General features: G+C 72.0%; 15 protein-coding genes and 1 riboswitch. Of the genes, 11 read left to right on the top strand and 4 right to left on the bottom strand.

Features of this window, described 5'->3' with window-relative positions:
* Positions 1-117: 117 nt before the first annotated feature.
* The 5 genes from ACFU95_RS32640 to ACFU95_RS32660 all read left to right on the top strand — a co-directional run bounded on the left by ACFU95_RS32640 (position 118) and on the right by ACFU95_RS32660 (position 6,065).
* Positions 118-342, top strand: coding sequence for a hypothetical protein (locus ACFU95_RS32640; RefSeq protein WP_383835004.1), 225 nt, complete (start codon positions 118-120; stop codon positions 340-342).
* 183 nt (positions 343-525) lie between these two features.
* Complete coding sequence (locus tag ACFU95_RS32645; protein WP_383835007.1) at positions 526-1,878, top strand: MFS transporter; 1,353 nt, start codon at positions 526-528, stop codon at positions 1,876-1,878.
* A 21-nt stretch (positions 1,879-1,899) separates the two neighbouring features.
* A complete protein-coding gene (gene asnB / locus ACFU95_RS32650; RefSeq protein ID WP_383835010.1) occupies positions 1,900-3,726 on the top strand; it encodes an asparagine synthase (glutamine-hydrolyzing) in 1,827 nt (608 codons plus the stop codon).
* A gap of 11 nt (positions 3,727-3,737) precedes the next feature.
* On the top strand, positions 3,738-5,018 hold the full coding sequence (locus ACFU95_RS32655; protein WP_383835013.1) for a cytochrome P450: 1,281 nt from the start codon (positions 3,738-3,740) through the stop codon (positions 5,016-5,018).
* A gap of 102 nt (positions 5,019-5,120) precedes the next feature.
* Complete coding sequence (locus tag ACFU95_RS32660) at positions 5,121-6,065, top strand: L-tyrosine/L-tryptophan isonitrile synthase family protein (RefSeq protein ID WP_383835015.1); 945 nt, start codon at positions 5,121-5,123, stop codon at positions 6,063-6,065.
* An 11-nt stretch (positions 6,066-6,076) separates the two neighbouring features.
* On the opposite strand, the gene ACFU95_RS32665 is transcribed toward ACFU95_RS32660, so the two are convergent.
* Genes ACFU95_RS32665 through ACFU95_RS32675 form a run of 3 tightly spaced genes read right to left on the bottom strand, consistent with a single transcriptional unit; the run spans position 6,077 to position 8,825 of the window.
* The gene (locus ACFU95_RS32665) at positions 6,077-7,081 is read right to left on the bottom strand and encodes an ABC transporter substrate-binding protein (RefSeq protein WP_383835018.1); all 1,005 of its coding nucleotides are present in this window, start codon (positions 7,079-7,081) and stop codon (positions 6,077-6,079) included.
* A complete protein-coding gene (locus ACFU95_RS32670; RefSeq protein WP_383835021.1) occupies positions 7,066-7,848 on the bottom strand; it encodes an ABC transporter ATP-binding protein in 783 nt (260 codons plus the stop codon). The genes ACFU95_RS32665 and ACFU95_RS32670 overlap by 16 nt, the downstream gene beginning before the upstream one ends.
* A 2-nt stretch (positions 7,849-7,850) precedes the next feature.
* A complete protein-coding gene (locus ACFU95_RS32675) occupies positions 7,851-8,825 on the bottom strand; it encodes a FecCD family ABC transporter permease (RefSeq protein WP_383835114.1) in 975 nt (324 codons plus the stop codon).
* 233 nt (positions 8,826-9,058) lie between these two features.
* A riboswitch (cobalamin riboswitch) is annotated at positions 9,059-9,142 on the bottom strand.
* 131 nt (positions 9,143-9,273) lie between these two features.
* Here ACFU95_RS32675 and ACFU95_RS32680 point away from each other — a divergent pair.
* The 5 genes from ACFU95_RS32680 to ACFU95_RS32700 all read left to right on the top strand — a co-directional run bounded on the left by ACFU95_RS32680 (position 9,274) and on the right by ACFU95_RS32700 (position 15,299).
* Positions 9,274-9,999, top strand: a complete 726-nt coding sequence (locus tag ACFU95_RS32680; RefSeq protein ID WP_383835024.1) for an ankyrin repeat domain-containing protein — start codon at positions 9,274-9,276, stop codon at positions 9,997-9,999.
* 208 nt (positions 10,000-10,207) lie between these two features.
* Entirely contained in the window at positions 10,208-11,605 is a 1,398-nt protein-coding gene (locus ACFU95_RS32685) for an FAD-binding oxidoreductase (RefSeq protein ID WP_383835027.1), read from the top strand.
* A gap of 117 nt (positions 11,606-11,722) precedes the next feature.
* Positions 11,723-13,141 carry a cytochrome P450 gene (locus ACFU95_RS32690; RefSeq protein ID WP_383835038.1) on the top strand — a complete coding sequence of 473 codons (1,419 nt, stop codon included), beginning with the start codon at positions 11,723-11,725 and terminating at the stop codon, positions 13,139-13,141.
* Between the two features lie 199 nt (positions 13,142-13,340).
* Positions 13,341-14,819 carry an MFS transporter gene (locus ACFU95_RS32695; RefSeq protein WP_383835117.1) on the top strand — a complete coding sequence of 493 codons (1,479 nt, stop codon included), beginning with the start codon at positions 13,341-13,343 and terminating at the stop codon, positions 14,817-14,819.
* 39 nt (positions 14,820-14,858) lie between these two features.
* Positions 14,859-15,299 carry a hypothetical protein gene (locus ACFU95_RS32700; protein WP_383835041.1) on the top strand — a complete coding sequence of 147 codons (441 nt, stop codon included), beginning with the start codon at positions 14,859-14,861 and terminating at the stop codon, positions 15,297-15,299.
* Between the two features lie 9 nt (positions 15,300-15,308).
* Here ACFU95_RS32700 and ACFU95_RS32705 read toward each other — a convergent pair whose 3' ends face one another.
* Complete coding sequence (locus ACFU95_RS32705) at positions 15,309-17,309, bottom strand: GDSL-type esterase/lipase family protein (RefSeq protein WP_383835044.1); 2,001 nt, start codon at positions 17,307-17,309, stop codon at positions 15,309-15,311.
* A gap of 220 nt (positions 17,310-17,529) precedes the next feature.
* Here ACFU95_RS32705 and tgmA point away from each other — a divergent pair, with 220 nt between their 5' ends.
* Positions 17,530-17,721: a putative ATP-grasp-modified RiPP gene (tgmA, locus tag ACFU95_RS32710; RefSeq protein WP_383835047.1), complete on the top strand. Its 192-nt coding sequence runs from the start codon at positions 17,530-17,532 to the stop codon at positions 17,719-17,721.
* The last annotated feature ends 8 nt before the right edge of the window (positions 17,722-17,729 follow it).

Below are 17,729 nucleotides of genomic sequence, written 5' to 3' on the forward strand. Positions count from 1 at the left end.
GGGGGGTAGGGGGGTGGAGCGTTTGGTGTTCCTTTTTTTGTGGGTGGTGGTTGCGGTGTGTCGCTCTCTTCGCTCCCCCCTTCGCCCCCCCCCCACGACCGAGAAGGGTTGTGAAGCATGAGCGACATCCACGGGATCGAGGGCCTGGACCCGGTGGCGACGTTCTGCGGCGACTGCGACTGCGGATGTCCGCAGCTGTTCGTCGACCCCGCCGCCCCGGACGAGCGCCGGGTGGTCCTCACGGACGACTTCGGGCAGCGGGTGCAGATGAGCGCGGACCAGTTCTCGTCGCTGGTCGCGGAGGCCAAGTCCGGCAAGCTGGACGGCGTCGCCACGGCCTGACGGCGCGGCGAGTCGCACAAGGGCCGTGCGGGGCCGTACAGGGCGCCGTACGGCTCGCACGGGGGGCCGACTCCGCATTCATCATATTTCCGGCCAAAACCGGGAACTCGGCCCCCCTCTTCTCCGACCTCTGGAACGAGGCTGCCGACCGGCAGCCCGGTTCTGAGGGGAGGGGACGCGAGCGTGAGGGACCGCTGGGTTCTCGTCGCCGTGGCGGGCGCGCTGTCGTTCGTGGCGATGCTCGACATGAACATCGTCAACGTGGCGCTGGCCGACATCTCCGCCGGCCTGCACGTCCCGTCCGCCACGGCGCAGTGGGCGGCGCTGGGATACCAACTCCCCGTCGTCGCCCTGCTGTTGCCCGTCGGCCGATGGCTGGACGGCACGGGCACCCGGCCCGCGCTGCTGGCGGCCACCGCCGGCTTCACCCTGTGCGGTGCCCTGGCCGCCCTGTCTCCCCGGGCCGCCTGGCTGATCGCGGCCCGGATCGGGCAGGGCGCGTGCGCGGCGGTGCTGTTCGTGCTGATGCCGGTGCTGGTGATCCGTGCCGTACGGCCCGCGGTGCGCGGCCGGGCCATGAGCGTGCCCGCGACGCTCGGCCCACTCGGCGCCGTCACCGGCCCGGCGGTGGGCGGGCCGCTGCTGGACCACCTGGACTGGCGCTGGGTCTTCCTGGTCAAGATCCCGTTCTGCCTGCTGGCGTTGGCCGTGGCCTGGAAGGCGATGCCCGAGGACGGTGCGGTGCGCGCGCCCGACCGGCGGGCACTCGCCGACGCGCTGTCGGTCGCCGGCGGCCTGGCCGCGCTGCTGCTCGCCCTGACGCCGGGATCCGGGCAAACGGCGTGGTTCCTGCTCGCGGCCGCCGCAGCGCCGTTGGGGTGGTGGCTGCGCGGACCCGGCGGCCGTGAGGTGACCGGCGTACTGCGGGCGACGGGGCTGCTCCGGGCGCACGGCGCGGTGCTGGCGCCGGCGGCCGGGTTCGCGGCCATGCACTACGTCGTCGCCCTGCACCTCCAGCGGGACGAGGGCGTCAGCGCCACCGCGACCGGGCTGACCGTGCTCGCCTTCCCGCTCGGCATGGCGCTGGCCGGTCCGCTCGGCGGCCGGCTCGCCGACAGGTACGGATACCGGCGGCTCGCGGCCACCGGGTCCGCGCTCACCGCGGCCGGACTGCTCCTGCTGATCCCGCTGGGCGACGGCTGGTCCCCGCCCGACGTGGCCTGGCGGCTCGCGCTGGCCGGCCTCGGCATGGGCCTCGGCGGCGGCCCGACCCAGGCCCTGGTCATGGGCGCCGCACCAGCGGGGCGGACGGCCACCGTCGGCTCGACGGTGCAGGTCGCCCGCAGCCTCGGCTTCACCCTCGGCCCCGCCCTCGCCACCGCGGCCTGGGCCCTGACCGGTTCCGGCGGCGACGGCGCGCGGGCCGGGCTGGCCCTCGCCGCGGGAGCCGCCTGCCTTGCCGTCCCCCTGCTCGCCCTGCCCGGCCGCCGCGCGACCGCCGCGCCCGAGCGGACCGCCGACACCGTCTCGACCTGATCCCCCAGGAGTGGAGTTCCCATGTGCGCCATCACCGGCTGGGCGTCCTTCCGTGCCGACGCCCGCATTCAGGCCGCGGTCATCGAGGCCATGACCGCCGAGCTCTCCCCGCGCGGTCCCGACGCCGGAGGCGTGTGGCTGGGCGAGCGGGCCGCGATCGGCCACCGCCGCCTGGCCGTCATCGACCTCGCGGGCGGCGCCCAGCCGATGACCGACCGGCCGGAGGAGCCCACCACCGTGCTCAGCCACAGCGGAGAGATCTACAACCACCACGCGCTCCGGGCCGAACTCCGCACCCGGGGGCACCGGTTCCGCACCGGCAGCGACACCGAGGTCGTGCTGCGCGCGTACGCCGAGTGGGGCGAGGGACTCGCCGACCACCTGGACGGCATGTTCGCGTTCGCCGTCTGGGACGAGCGCGCCCAGCGGCTGCTCCTCGTCCGCGACCGGCTCGGCGTCAAACCGCTGTTCTGGGCGGCCGTCGACGGTGGTCTGGCCTTCGCCTCGGAGCCCAAGGCGCTCTTCCGGCACCCCGGGATACGGCCCCGGGTGGACGCGGACGGCCTCCGGGAGGCGTACAGCCTGCTGTTCGACACCGGGCCGACACTCTGGTCCGGCGTGCGTGAGGTCGAGCCCGGCGGCCTGCTCGTCCTGGACCGCGACGGCATCCGCGAACGCCGCTACTGGCAACTGGAGGCGGGTGCGCACGACGACGACCGGGACGCCACCGTGGAGCGGATCGGCACCCTGCTCAGCACGGCCGCCCGCAGCCGGCTGGAAGCCGACGTCCCCCTGTGCAGCCTGCTGTCCGGCGGCATCGACTCCACCGTCCTGACCGCCCTGCTCGCCGACGAACTCAGCTTGCGGGAGGGCCCGCACGCCCGGATCCGGTCCTACGCCGTCGACTACAGCGACCAGGCCGAGCGGTTCACCGGCGACATCCTGCGCACCGGCCACGACACCCCGTACGCCACCGAGGCGGGCGCGTTCATCGGCACCGACCACAGCACGGTCGTACTGGACCCGCGTGCGCTGCTCGACCCCGACCACCGCAGGTCCGTGGTCGCGGCGCGCGACTCACCGATCGGCGTCGGCGACATGGACACCTCGCTGTACCTGCTCTTCGGGGAGATACGGCGGCACTCCACCGTCGCCCTGTCCGGGGAGGCCGCCGACGAGGTCTTCGGCGGCTACCCCTGGTTCCACAACCCCCGGGCGCTCGCCGCCGACACCTTCCCCTGGCTGCTGGTCACCGGCGACGAGGCCGCCATGCCGCTCAACCCGGAACTCGACCTGCGCATCGGCGAGTTCCGCGCCGACACCTACCGCACCGCCCTGGCCGCCGTGCCCCACCTCGACGGCGAGAGCCCCATCGAGCACCGGCAACGCGAGATGCAGCACCTGTCCCTGACCCGCTGGCTGCGCCAACTGCTGCACCGCACGGACCGGTTGAGCATGGCGCGGGGGCTGGAGGTCCGCGTGCCGTACTGCGACCACCGGCTCGTCCAGTACGCCTTCGACGTGCCCTGGGCGCTGAAGAGCTTCGACGGGCGGGAGAAGAGCCTGCTGCGGGCCGCCGGAGCGGGGCTGGCTCCCGACTCGGTGCTGCACCGCCCCAAGAACCACTACCCGGCCACCCACCACCCCGACTACAACCGCGGACTCCAGGACCTGGCCCGAGACGCCCTGTCCGTCGAGCAGGTACGGGCGCTGACCGACGAGACCCGCGTCAAACCCTGCCTCGACACTCCGCCCGAGCAGCTGGAGTGGGGCCACCGCCTCCGCCTCGAACGCGTCGTCGACCTCGCCCTGTGGCTGGACCACCACCGGCCCGAACTCGCCCTCTAGGAGCCCCGCGCATGACCCTCCAGGAACCGCTTCCGGCCGTGGACCCGGACTCGCCGCCCGGCCCGGTGCCGCTCATGGGCTGCCCGTACAAGGCCAACCCCTATCCGCTGTACGAGCGGATGCGTGCGGCCGGGCCGGTCCACCCGGTCCTCTTCCCGAGCGGCGTACAGGCATGGCTCGTCACCGGATACGACGCCGCCCACGCGGCCCTGAACGACGAGCGTCTCGGCAAGAACCACGCCCGGGGCAACGACCGTTGGCGCGCCCGCGCCTCGATCATGCCCGAACCGCAGCACTCCCGGCTCCAGGTCCATCTCCTCCACCAGGACCCGCCGATCCACACGCGCATGCGGCGCTTCGTGACGGACGCCTTCACGCCGCGCCGCATCGAGCAACTGAGGCCCCGGTTCCAGGAGTTGGCGGACGCGCTGGTCGATGACCTCCCGGAGGCCGGCCCCGCCGACCTCGTGGCCGGTTTCGCCGCCCGCTTCCCCTTCCAGGTACTCGCCGAAGTCATCGGCCTGCCGGGGGAGCTGGCCGCGCGCTTCGACCGCGACTGGGGCAAGGTCGTCCAGCCCGTCGGGCCGACGGACCCGGGGCGGCCGATGTACGAGGCGCGCCTGGACGGGCTGCAGGACTACATCGCCGAGGTCGTCGCCCACCGGCGGGAGCACGGGGGCGACGACCTGCTGAGCCGTCTCGTCGCCGCCCGTGACCGGGGCGAACTGTCGTGGGAGGAGCTGGACTCGATGATCTTCCAGCTGCTGGTCGCCGGACAGGAACCGGTCACGAACCAGATCACGACGGCCCTGATCGCCCTGTTTCGCCACCCCGGCCAGCTCGCCCGGCTGCGCGACACCCCCGCCCTCATGCCCCGCGCGGTCGAGGAACTCCTGCGCCACGACAGCGCCTTCGAGCTGACCACCTGGCGCTTCTTCGACCAGGACAGCGACCTGCACGGCACCGAGATCCCGGCCGGCGACTCCGTGATCGTCTCCCTGTGCGCCGCCAACCGGGACCCGCGCCGCTTCGAGGACCCCGACCGCCTCGACCTGGACCGCTCGCCCAACCCTCATCTGGCCTTCGGGCACGGCATCCACTTCTGCCCCGGAGCCGCCCTCGCCCGCGCCGAACTCCAGGTCGCGCTCGGCACGTTGCTCGCGCGTCTGCCCGGCCTGCGTCTCGCCGTCGGCGACGAGGACATCGAGTGGATCCCGTCCGTCCTGGGGCGTGGCACCTCGCACCTGCCGGTCGGCTACGACCGACGGCTCCGACCGACGGCCGCCGGCTGACCCGCACGCCTGAGCCACCCGCCCGACCCACAGCCCCGACCCGCGGCGCCCGGCCCGCCAAGGCGCCATGCCGCCGGGCCCGCATGCCCCCGGAGGAACGACATGCTGCTGACGACCGCACCGGACACCCTCCCCAGGACCACCGGGGCAGAGATCCTGAACCTGCTCCTGCCGCATCACCGCACGACCGGCCGGCCCCCGACCGGCCAGGCCCGTGTCCCGGCCGAGGCGTTCCCCCGTCAACTGCGCCGGATCACCGACTTCGTCCGCGAGGGCGCCCCCGTCGCCTTCACCCTCCCCGCCTTCCCCTGCAAGTCACCCAACCCCGCCAAGACCCTGGGCCACCTCCCCGACATGGGCGAACGCCTCTCCCTCGGCTTCCTCGACACCCTGTGCCGGGACATCGAGAAGATCTACCCGCCGGGCGCCCACGTCGTCATCTGCTCCGACGGTCACGTCTTCGGCGACCTGATCGGCGTCCCCGACGACCACATCGACGCCTACGCGGACGAACTGCGCGCGCTCATACGGCAGTCGGACCTGTCCCACCTCTCCGTGTTCGACCTGCGCGACGTCCTCGGCGACCTCCCCCACGACACCAAACGCGCCCACGTCCACGACCGCCACGCCCCTACCCTGGAGGCCCTGCGCGCCGAGGTCCGCACCGACGCCCCGACACTCGCCCTGTATCGCGGCATCACCCGCTTCCTGGTCGAGGACACCGCCGAGTTCACCGGCACCCGCTCCGCGCTCCAACGCGAGTGCCGCAGACGGGCGTACGGCGTGATCCAGCGCAGCCGTGCCTGGGGCGCGCTGATCGCCGACCAGCACCCGCGCGCCGTGCGTCTGTCGATCCACCCCCAGCCCGTCGGCGCACCCAAGTTCGGCATCCGGCTCCTGGACGCCCCCGACGCCTGGACCACCCCCTGGCACTCCGCCGCCCTGCGTGAGCTCGACGGCACCTGGACCCTGGTGCCCCGTGCCAGGGCTCGGCGGCTCGGCCGGCTGGTGCACCGCGACGGCAGACCGAGCCACTTCGAGCGGTGACGTTCCAGCGGCTACCGCTCCTCGGCGACCGTCCGCAGATACGTGCCGAGCCGGGCGATGGCCGACGGGTTGCGGGGGCTCTCCACCAGGTCGACGTAGTCGAGGACGAAGATCCGCTTGTGCCTGACGGCGGAGACGTTCCGCAGCGGCGCGTAGGACAGCAGGAACTTCTTCTTCTGCTCGGCGCTCACGTCGCCGTAGTCGCAGATCACGATGACGTCGGGGTCGCGCCGCACGACGCTCTCCCAGCCGACGGTGGTCCAGGAGTCCTGGACGTCACGCATGACGTTGACGCCGCCGGCCTCGCTGATGATCTGCTCGGGGGCGGCGTAGCGCCCGGAGGTGAAGGGCTGGTCCTGCCCGCTGTCGTACAGGAACACCTTCGGCCGGTCCGCGGGTGCGGGCGCCTTCGCCCGCACCTGCGCCACCTGCTTTTTGAAGTCGGCGATCAGCGTCGCGGCCCGCTGCTCGACGCCGAACAGCTTCCCGAGGTTGGTGAGGTCGGCGTACAGGGCGTCCAGCGGCGGCATGATCCCGCGCGAGGATTCCGTACGGCCGTTGTGGCAGGACTCGGTGAGGACGTACGAGGGGATGCCGAGCTTCTTCAGAGCCTCGGGGGTGAAGCCGCCGTCCTCGCGGAAGCCGTAGTTCCAGCCGGCGAAGACGAGGTCGGCGCGGGCGTCGAGGACGTTCTCCTTGGTGAGCTGGTCCTTCGACAGCCACTTCACCTTCTCGTAGCCGTCCTTCCACGGCACGCCGCTCAGATCGCCCTTGTCGTCGGGCATGGCGAACCCGGCCATCCGGTCCTCCAGACCGAGGGCGAACATCAGTTCGGTGATGCCGACGTCGTTGGTGACCACGCGCTCGGGGACCTTGTCGAAGGTGACCTCGCGGCCGCAGTTGGTGAGGGTGACCGTGGGGGACCCGGCCTCGGCCGGCTTCTCCACCGTGGCCCCGCAGCCGGTCAGGGTGGCGGTCGCGGCGAGGCAGAGGGCGGTGGCTACGAGCTTGCGCATGTGGTTCCTTGGGGGAGGAGGTCGAACAGGAGCTGGACCGCGCCGGTCTGCGGATGCCGTACCGGATGAGCGCGGACGCCGAACACCTCGGCGAGCAGGGCGGGTTGGAGGACGTCGTGCGGCGCGCCCGAGGCGACGATCCGGCCCCCGGCGATGACGTACAGGACATCGCAGTACGCGGCGGCCAGGTTGAGGTCGTGCAGGGCCGCCAGCACGCTCAGGCCGCTGGCCCGCACCAGGGACAGCACGTCCAGCTGGTGGGCGATGTCCAGGTGGTTGGTGGGCTCGTCCAGGACCAGCACCCGCGGCTGCTGGGCGAGCGCGCGGGCGACGAGCACGCGCTGCTTCTCACCGCCGGACAGGGCGAGGAACCCGCGGCCGGCGAGGTGGGCGACTCCGGTGCGGTCCATGGCCGCGGCACAGATCTCCTGGTCGGAGGCGGCCGTACGGCCCGGATGCGGCAGCCGCCCCATGGCCACGACCTCGGCGACGGTGAAGTCGAACTCGGCCGACGACTCCTGCGGCAGCGCGGCCAGCACCCGGGCGGCGGCGCGGGGCGGCATGGCGTGCACGTCGTCCCCGTCGAGCCGCACCACACCGCCGGCCGGCCGCAGCGCCCGGTACACGCACCGCAGCAGCGTGGACTTGCCGCTGCCGTTCGGGCCGACGAGCCCGACGAACGCCCCGCTGTCCACGGCGAGCCGGACGTCGTCCACCAGCCGGGCCCCGGCGGCCTCGACCGTGACGTCCTCGATGTCGAGCCGCATGGTCACCGGCCCCCGAACGCGTAGCCGCCGCGCCGCATCAGCAGCAGGAACGCGGGCACCCCGACCACGGCTGTGATCACCCCGACCGGCAGTTCGGCGGGGGCGAGCAGCAGCCGGGACAGCAGGTCGGCCCACACCAGCAGCACGGCCCCGGCGAGCGGTGCCACGGCCAGCACCCGCCGGTGATCGGCGCCCACCAGCATCCGTACGACATGCGGCACCATCAGGCCGACGAACCCGACGGCTCCGCTGACCGCGACGACCGTCCCGGTGACGGCGGCGGTGACGAGGAACAACTCCCGGCGCAGCCGCGTCGGTTGGACGCCCAGCGCGGCGGACGTCTCGTCCCCCATCGCCAGGGCGTTGAGCGCCTCGGCCCGCCACCGCAGCCACGCCCACCCGGCCGCCACGGTCACCGCGGCGAGCGGTACCTGGGCCCAGGTCGCGCCGCCCAGACTCCCGAGCAGCCACATCATCGCCGAGCGGGCCGCCTCGCCCCGGGCCGCGCCGAACACCATGACCGTGGTCAACGCCTCGAAGCCGTACGCCAGTGCCGTCCCGGTCAGGATCAGCCGCAGCGGGGTGAGCCCGTGCGGTGACCGGGACACCGCGTACACCAGCGCCATGGCCGCGAGCGCCGAGGCGAAGGCGGACAGCGACAGTGCCCAGACCCCGAGTCCCGCGAACGCGCCCAGCAGGATCACCGCGTTGGCGCCCACCGCGGCACCCGAGGAGATGCCCAGCACGAACGGGTCGGCGAGCGCGTTGCGGACCATCGCCTGCACGGCCACACCGACGGCCGCGAGCCCGGCCCCGACGACGGCACCGAGCACGACGCGCGGCAGCCGGATCTCCCAGACGATGGTGTACGCGCCCACGTCGTGGGTGTCGATGGTCCCGCCGGTCAGTCCGGCCCCGAGCAGCCTGAGGACCTCCGCCCACCCGATTCCGGCGGCTCCCAGCCCCACGCCGCACATGAGGGAGACGAGCAGGAGCAGTCCCAGCCCGAGGACGAGCGGTGGCACGGACACGCGTGCCGCGGTGGATGCCGGTGTCGGTATCCGTGTCTTGCTTCGGTGCACGGGCGGGCGGGTCCTTCGCCTGGGGCCGCCGGTGAACGTCGGTCAAGGAGGCAGCCCGTACGACCGTGCCGGCCGCGCGGTCCCCTCTCGCAGTCCACGGCGAGCAGTCAACGGGTCGCACCCACCACGGGCGATCGGGCTCACGCGAAGGACCACAGGATCCCCCGCGCACACCGTTGCGGGTCAGCGCCGGACTCTCACCGGACTTCCCCCGCGGGAGGCCCGGGGAGCGTAACAGACAGGGGCGCGGCCGCGACCGGACAGGGCTGTCCGTCGCCGTGCGCCCCTGGAGGGCGTTGTCAGTGGCCCGTGTTATCCAGGTGGGGACCCGGGAGGAGGCCCGATGCTGATCGATACGACCGCTCCACTGGCCCGTGCCGTGGGCGAGGCGATCCGCAGCGGAGACGTGGCGGCGTTGCGGGACCTGCTCACCACACATCCGGGGCTGGCCACGGCACGGGTGGGCAGCGTCGAGTGCGCGCGAACCCTGCTGCACCTCGCCACCGACTGGCCCGGCCACCTGCCCGACGGCCCCGCGACGGTGACCGCGCTGGTCGCCGCCGGCGCGGACGTCAACGCCCGGTTCACCGGCGCGCACCGCGAGACGCCGCTGCACTGGGCGGCCAGCACCGACGACGTGCCCGTCCTGGACGCCCTGCTCGACCTGGGCGCGGACATCGAGGCCGACGGAGCGGTCATCGGCGACGGCACGCCGCTGGCGGACGCGGTGGCCTTCGGGCAGTGGAAGTGCGCACGACGACTGGTGCAGCGCGGCGCCCGCACCAACCTCTGGCAGGCGGCCGCCCTCGGCGAAGCCGATCGCGTCGCCGCCCGCTGCACGGCCGAGCCCGCCCCGCCCACCCGGGAGGACATCACCGCCGCGCTGTGGTGCGCCTGCCACGGAGGGCAGCGGGAGACGGCCGACTACCTGCTGCGACGCGGCGGTGACGTCAACTGGATCGGCTACGACCGGTTGACCCCGTTGGACGCCGCCCACCGCTCGGGGCACCCCGCGCTGGTGGCGTGGCTGCGCGACCAGGGGGCGCGCTCCGCCGAGGAGTTGGTCTGACGCCGCGGCAGCCTTCGACGTGCTCCACGCGTTCGAGGTGCGACCCTCGGCGGCGGGGTGAAGACTGGGCTGTGGCGGGGCCGGTCCGCCCTGCCGACATCGATACGAGGTGCGAACGGATCCGCGCACCACGCCCCCGCTGCCCGCCCGGACGTCAGGCGCCGTCATCCGTCCGCGGTTCACCGTCTTCACACAGAGGGGTCCGGCCATGGGTGGCATCAACGGAACGGCACTCGAAGCCCTGCGCGAGACACTGCGCGGACCAGTCATCACCGCGCGGGACCCGGGCTACGACGAGGCCCGCAGCATCTACAACGCCATGATCGACCGGCACCCCGCGGCCTTGGCACAGTGCGTGGACGTGGCGGACGTGCGGGCCGTGCTCTCCTTCGCACGGGACACCGGAGTCGAGCTCGCCGTGCGCGGCGGCGGACACAGCGGACCCGGCCTCTGCCTCGTCGACGACGGGCTCGTCCTCGACCTGTCGACGATGCGCGGGGTGCACGTGGACCCGCGCGCGATGACCGCGCAGGTCGCCGGCGGCGCACAACTGGGCGACCTGGACCACGCGGCCCACACGTTCGGCCTGGGCGTACCGGCCGGCATCATCTCGATGACGGGCGTCGGCGGCCTCACCCTCGGGGGCGGCCACGGCTACCTCACCCGGAAGTACGGCCTGACCATCGACAGCCTCCGGTCCGCCGACGTCGTCCTCGCCGACGGATCGTTCGTCACCGCCTCCGAGGAGGAGCACCCGGACCTGTTCTGGGCGCTGCGGGGCGGCGGCGGGAACTTCGGCGTCGTCACGTCGTTCACGTTCGGGCTGCACCCGGTGGACACGGTCGGGGTCGCGGTCACGGTGTGGCCGGTCGACCGCACCCCCGAAGTGCTGCGCTGGTACCGGGAGTTCCTGCCCGCCGCACCGCAGGACCTGTACGGCTTCTTCACCGTGTTCGTGATCCCGCCCGGGCCGCCGTTCCCCGAGCCGATCCACGGGCAGAAGATGTGCGGCGTCGTCTGGTGCTACACCGGCGACCTGGCGGGCGACCGCCTGGAGCAGGCGCTGACCGCCGTGAACGAACCGGCGCCGTCCGCCTTCCACTTCACCACGCCGATGCCCTATCCCGCCCTCCAGGGCATGTTCGACACACTGATCCCGAAGGGCTACCAGTGGTACTGGCGCGGTGACTTCTTCGACACCATCTCCGACGCCTCGATCGAAGTGCACCACAAGTACGGCGAGAACATCCCCACCGACCTGTCCCTGATGCACCTGTATCCCGTGGACGCCGCGGCCCACCAGGTCGGCGCCGACGACACCGCCTGGGCCTACCGCGACGCCGTCTGGTCCGGCGTGATCGCCGGGATCGACCCGGACCCCGCCAACGCCGAGCTGATCCGGCAGTGGAGCGTCGACTACTGGACCGACCTGCACCCGCACTCCATGGGCGGCTCCTACATCAACTTCCTCGGTGAGGCGGAGAGCGCCGACCGGGTCCGGGCGACCTACCGCGGCCACTACGACCGGCTCGCCGCGACCAAGCACACCTACGACCCGGACAACTTCTTCCACGCCAACCAGAACATCCCGCCGACAGCCGGCTGACCTGCGCACCGCACCCGTCGTTCACCTGAGAGGCCCGCCTGGGGTAGGGTCACCGGCGTCGCCGGCTACTGACTGGTAGTGAGCCGGTGCGGGGAGTGTCGGAGGGGCGGCAGGGCGATGGAATCCCAGGTGGGCGAGAGCGGATCCGTGGACGTCGACGGCACCCGCTTGGAAGAACTGAAACCCGAACCGCTGCTGACCCGTGACTACGACACACGCCCCTCCCTCGTGTACGAGCGGCTGCGGCAGCGACACGGGCCCGTCGCACCGGTCGACCTGCTCGGCGTGCCCGCCTGGCTGGTCCTCGGCTACCGCGAGGCGCTCCAGGTCCTCCAGGACGACGACGCCTGGCCGAAGGGGCTGGAGAACTGGCGGGCCCGCACCGAGGGCGAAGTGCCCGCCGACTGGCCGCTCGGGCCCTCCCTGGAGGTCAACCACGTGCTGATCCAGGGCGGCCCCGGATACGGGTCGCTGCGGACGGCGTGGGACGCGGCACTCAAGCCGTTCCAGGACCCCGGCCACCCGCAGGCCAAGCGCCTGAAGGCAGCCGTCACCGCCTACGCCGACGACCTGATCACCCTGGTGGGACAGGGCGGCGGCACGGGCGTGGCCGACCTCTCCGCGCAGTTCTCCCGGCCGCTGCCGCTGATGGTGGCCAGTCATCTGCTCGGCTTCCCCGGCTCCCAGGGCGACGACGCCCTGATGGACATGTGGCGGGTGCTGGACGCCGGTCCGGACGCGGAGCCCGCCCTGGAACGGCTGCTCGCCACACTCGCGGACCTGGCGGCCGTGAAGCTCGAGGAGCCGGGCGAGGACTTCCCCTCCTACCTGCTCGCCGCGCATCCCGGCCTCTCGCTCGACGAACTCGCCCGCGAGCTGTTCATGCTGCTCGGCATGACCTCCGATCACGTCGGCATCCTCATGTCCAACACCGTGGTCGAGGTCATCTCCGGCGACGGCGGGGTGCGCGCCAGCCTGTCCGCCGGGATGATCAGGGAGACCATGAACCGGGTGGTCATGCGCAAGCCGCCGCTGGTGAACTTCGTCCCGCGCTTCGCCGCGGAGGACACCCCGCTCGGCGGCTACACGATCCGTGCGGGCGACCCGGTCTGGGTCTCCTCCGCGGCCGCGCACGCCGATCCGCTCTTCGCCGACCATGTGGCACCGGGCAGCACGATCAGCACCCGGGCGCACCTGTCCTGGGGCGCGGGCCGCCGCCAGTGCCCGGCCCGCGAGCTCGCCTCGACGGTCGCGGCGGTCGGGGTGGGCCGGCTCTTCGAGCGGTTCTCCCATCTGGACCTCGCCCTGCCCGCCGACCAACTGCCCTGGCGCTCCTCGCCGTTCATGCGCGGTCTGCGCTCGCTGCCCGTACGGTACGAACTCGCGCCGACGCCCGGGCGGGCGTCGGCGCCGCACACGGCACCGGAGCCGGAGCCGGCGCCGGGGGCGGCCGACGCGCTGCTGCCGGACCGCTCCGCCCGGCAGCGATCGTCGCTCTGGCGCTATCTGACGGGCCTGATCCGCGGCGCTCGCTGACCTGGACGTCCGTGTTCGGTCCGGCTCGCTCCCGTGATCGAGTGGAGGGCCGCACGGCACCGGCGTACGGTCGAATGGTGGCGGGAACCAGCCACCGAAACCCCGCCCACGGCGCACCGCCATGAGCAACCCCGAGCCGGCCCCCGAAGCACGGACCACCCCGCAGGAAACGGAGCGGAGCGAGAGCCGTGGCAGCGGTATGGCGCTGCTGGTCATCGCGTCCTGTCAGCTCATGGTGGTGCTCGACATCACCATCGTGAACATCGCCCTGCCGGACATCCAGCGCTCGCTCGGCTTCTCCACGACCAGCCTGTCCTGGGTGGTCAACGCGTACACGCTCACCTTCGGCGGACTGCTGCTGCTCGGCGGCAGGATGGGCGACATCCTCGGCAGACGGCGCGTGTTCGTCTTCGGCGTCCTGCTGTTCGTCCTCGCCTCACTGCTCGGCGGACTGTCCCAGAACGAGTGGCAACTCCTGGCCGCTCGCGCACTCCAGGGCGTCGGCGGTGCCATCGCCTCCCCGACCTCCCTCGCCCTGATCAGCACGACCTTCCCCGAAGGGCCCGAACGCAACAGGGCGTTCGGGGTCTTCGCGGCGGTCTCGGCGGGCGGCGGCGCGATCGGGCTGCTGGCGGGCGGCATGCTCGTCGAGTGGCTCAACTGGCGCTGGGTGCTGTTCGTCAACGTGCCCATCGGTCTGCTGATCGTGCTCGCCACCCCACGCTGGATCAGGGAGTCCGAGCGGCACTCCGGGCACTTCGACGTGCTGGGCGCGCTGACGTCCACGATCGGCATGGTGCTGCTGGTGTACGGGTTCATCCGGGCCGCGCAGGACGGCTGGCGGGACCCGCTGACCCTGGGCGCGTTCGGGGCGGCCGTCGTCTTCCTGCTGCTGTTCATCCTGGTCGAGCAGCGCTCCAGACAGCCGATCACCCCCCTGCACATGTTCGCCGACCGCAACCGGGCGGGCACCTACGGCATGATGCTGAGCCTGGCCGCCGCGATCTTCGGCATGTTCTTCTTCCTCACGCTCTTCGTGCAGAACGTGCTGGACTTCAGCCCCCTGGAGGCGGGACTGGCGTTCCTCCCGGTGAGCGTGGTCATCGCGATCGGCGCGGGGCTCGCCTCCCAGCTCCTGCCGAAGTACGGGCCCAAACCCTTCATGGTGACGGGCGCGATCCTGGCCGCCGCGGGCCTCGCCTGGCTGACCCTGACCGACGTCCACTCCACCTACGCGGGCAGCATCCTCGGCCCGATGCTCGTCTTCAGCCTCGGCATGGGCATGGAGTTCGTGTCCCTGACCCTGATGGCGCTGTCCAACGTGGCCACCCGGGAGACGGGCGCGGCCTCCGGGCTCCTCAACGCCACCCAGCAGGTCGGCGGCTCCCTGGGGCTGTCCATCCTGGTCACGATGTTCGGCACGGCGAGCAACAACGAGGCCGACCAGCAGATCCCCGCCTTCCTGTCCCAGGCGACCCCGTTGGAGCGGCTGAACTTCGAACGCACCGGGCAGCTCCCGGCGCCGTACGCCGACGAGATCCTCACCGCGGGTGTCTCCGCCGCCTTCATCATGGCCGCGATCTTCACCGCCATCGCCGCGGTGATCGCCCTCCTGGTGATCCAGGTCCGCCCCTCCGACCTGGAACGGCTCCAGGGCGGAGGGATGCCGCAGGCCTGACCCGGGGGCGGCGGGAGGGCGGGCTTCTATGATCGGAGAGTGGACACAGCCGACCGAGACGCCCAGCGCCTGCCCGTCGCCCTGTGGAAGGCCGCCGGGCGACTCAGCACGATGGCCTACGAACGGTTCCTGGAGCACCAACCGCACATCACCTGGCGCGAGTTCGCCAAGTACGGTGCGACGCCCGGCATGCAGGTCCTCGGTGTGAGTCTGGGTCTCGAGGACGGCCGGTCCATGGACTGCGGCCTCACCGTGCGCATGTCGCCTCAGGCCTTCTCCGTCGAGGCGGACATCGGGGTGGACGCCCCGGAGGACGAGGAGAACGGCGGGTATCGCTATCTGCTGGAGATCCCGGAGGTATGCGTCGGCTCGCTCGACGAATACCTCCGGGTGATCGAGAGCCAGGTGGATCAACTGATCGAGGCGGCACCGCACTTCCTGCGCGAGCTGCGGTCGGGCTCAGACGCCCCTCCGGGATGACCGGCGCGCTCAGCCGCCGATGCGCGCCGCGATGATCGGTGCCAGGCGGTCGGTGATGACGCGGTGGCCCTGGTCGTTGGGGTGGACGGAGTCCGTCAGGTCGCCGGAGCCCAGCCAGCCCGTCGTGTCGACGAAGGAGAGCCGGGTGTCGCCGCCGTCGACGGCCGCCTTGACGGCCGCCTCGGTCTGCGGGACGTAGCGGCCGCGGAAGGTCTCCAGGGCGAAGATCCAGGCCCGTGGATAGGCGGTGCGGACCTTGCGCAGCAGACTGCCGTACGCTGACTGGAACTGCGTCGAACTCACCCCGTGGCCCACGTCGTTGGTGCCCAGGTTGATCACGACGGCGTCCGCCTGGTAGCGGCCGAAGTCCCAGTCGGGCGTGCCGGAGTTGGGGTTGAGCCTGCCGAACTGCTGCTCCAGCCCCACGCATCCGTCGGCCGTAGCGACCAGACAGGCGCCGCCCTGCGCCACCTGCGTGTGCTCGGCGCCGAGCCGTTCGCCGATCAACCAGCCGTACGCGGTACGGGCGTTCTGCGACGTGGTCGTGCCCACCGTGATCGAGTCGCCGACGAACTCGATCAGCTTGGCCGGGGCCGACGGAGCGAACGTCGTCGCCCCGCTGTCGAGGGCCAGCCCCTGGAACACGGCGTCACCGCGATACGAGCCCGCGACCACCTGGTAGTTGACCTGGAGTGTGTGGTTGCCGGCGGACAGCGGCGTCGGAGTCAGGTCCACCGTGCCCTTGACGTCGTCGTAGAACTTCACCGGCCCGTTGTCGATGCGTGCCCAGAAGTCGATCGTGTTGCGCTGCTTGAGCTTGACCGTCCGGCCGGTGAAACCGACCCGGTAGTACGCCCCCGCCCAGTACGGCGTGTAGAGGGTGCTGGAGCTCCGGGTGTCCCAGCGGCCGACGAACTTGATGTTGGGATCGCCGGGCTGACCGGGGGCGGCGGCCTTGGCGGACACCTCGGCGGCGCTGCCCAGCCGGGCCGCGATGACGGGCGCCAGGCGACCGGCGAACTTGGTGTGGCCCGCCTCGTTCGGATGGCCGTTGCCGTCCTCGTAGTCGGCGCCGTCGGTGAGCCAGCCCGTGGTGTCGACGTAGTGCACCTTGGCGTCACCGGCGGCGTTGCGGGCGCCGACGGCCGCCTTGGTCTCGGTGACGTAGCGCTTCTTGAGTGTCTGGACGGCGAAGAGCTGGGCTTCCGGGTGCCTGGCGCGCAGGTCGCTCAGGAACTTGGTGTAGGCGCTCTGGAAGGCGGAGCCGGACACGCCGTGACCGATGTCGTTGGTGCCGAGGTTGATGACGACCGCGTTCGCCCGGTAGCGGGAGAAGTCCCAGTTCTGGTCGCCGGTGCTGCCGGTCCGGAAGTACTGACCGCTCAGGCCGACGCAACCGGACTGGGCGACCAGGCAGTACCCGGCGCGGGCGATCCGGGTGTGCCGCATCCCCAGCTGCTCGCCGGTCTTCCAGGCGTACGAGTCGAGTGCCAGCCGGTCGGTGAGGGCGCCGGCCGTGATGGAGTCGCCGACGAACTCGACCAGCCCGGACGGCACGCTCGGACTGACCGTGCGCGCGCCGGAGTCCAGGACCAGGCCCTGGAACACGGTGTCGCCGGACCGGTAGGAGATCCGCAGGGTGTGGGTGCCGGGGGAGAGGGGCTGGGGGGTGAGGTCGACCGTTCCGCGTACGCCCGCGTGGAAGACGTCCGGGCCGCCGTCGACGCTCGCGTAGAAGTTGACCGCGTCCCTGGCCCTGACCTTCACCGTGGTGCCGGTGAAGGCCGTCCGAAGGTACGCGCCGGACCACTGGGGCACGGCCGCGGTGCTCGAACTGGTGTCCCAGCGGCCCACGTAGACGATGTTCGGGTCGGACACCGAACCGTCGCCCGCCGCTGCCCGAGCCGGAGAGGCGCCCGCCCAGGACAGGGACAGAAGACAGGCGACAAGTGCCGCCGCGAGAAGGAGGGGGAGGGGGAGGGTGCGTCTGGGGTGAGGGGGTGTCTGCACGGGGATCCCTTTCGCGTGGGGGGTTGGGAGCGCTCCCATGAAGAACTGTGTTTCGAGGGAAGCAATGAAACGGTTCAGCGTCAAGGAGTCCTGAGCGGAGTCGGGGAATCCGGTGAAGGGTGTGACGACCTTCACGTTGATGTGGCGGAAAGTGATGAATTCCTTACGCAAGCAGTGCGTAAGTGACGGTAATTCACACGCACTACACGGGAGGTTCACCGTGCGACCGTTCACCCTCAACTACGCCTTTCCCAGAGGGATTTCCCAAGCGGTGACGCCGTATCACTTCGACCCGGCCCGCCAACTGAACGTGCTGCCCGACGGCCGCCCGGCCGTCAGTGATCCGGATCTTCTGCTCGCGGTCGGCACGACGACGTCGACCGCCGGATCCGCGACCCACTTCGACGACTGACGATCCGT

It is taken from the genome of Streptomyces sp. NPDC057623 (genome assembly GCF_042800355.1).
Classification (GTDB): Bacteria; Actinomycetota; Actinomycetes; order Streptomycetales; family Streptomycetaceae; genus Streptomyces.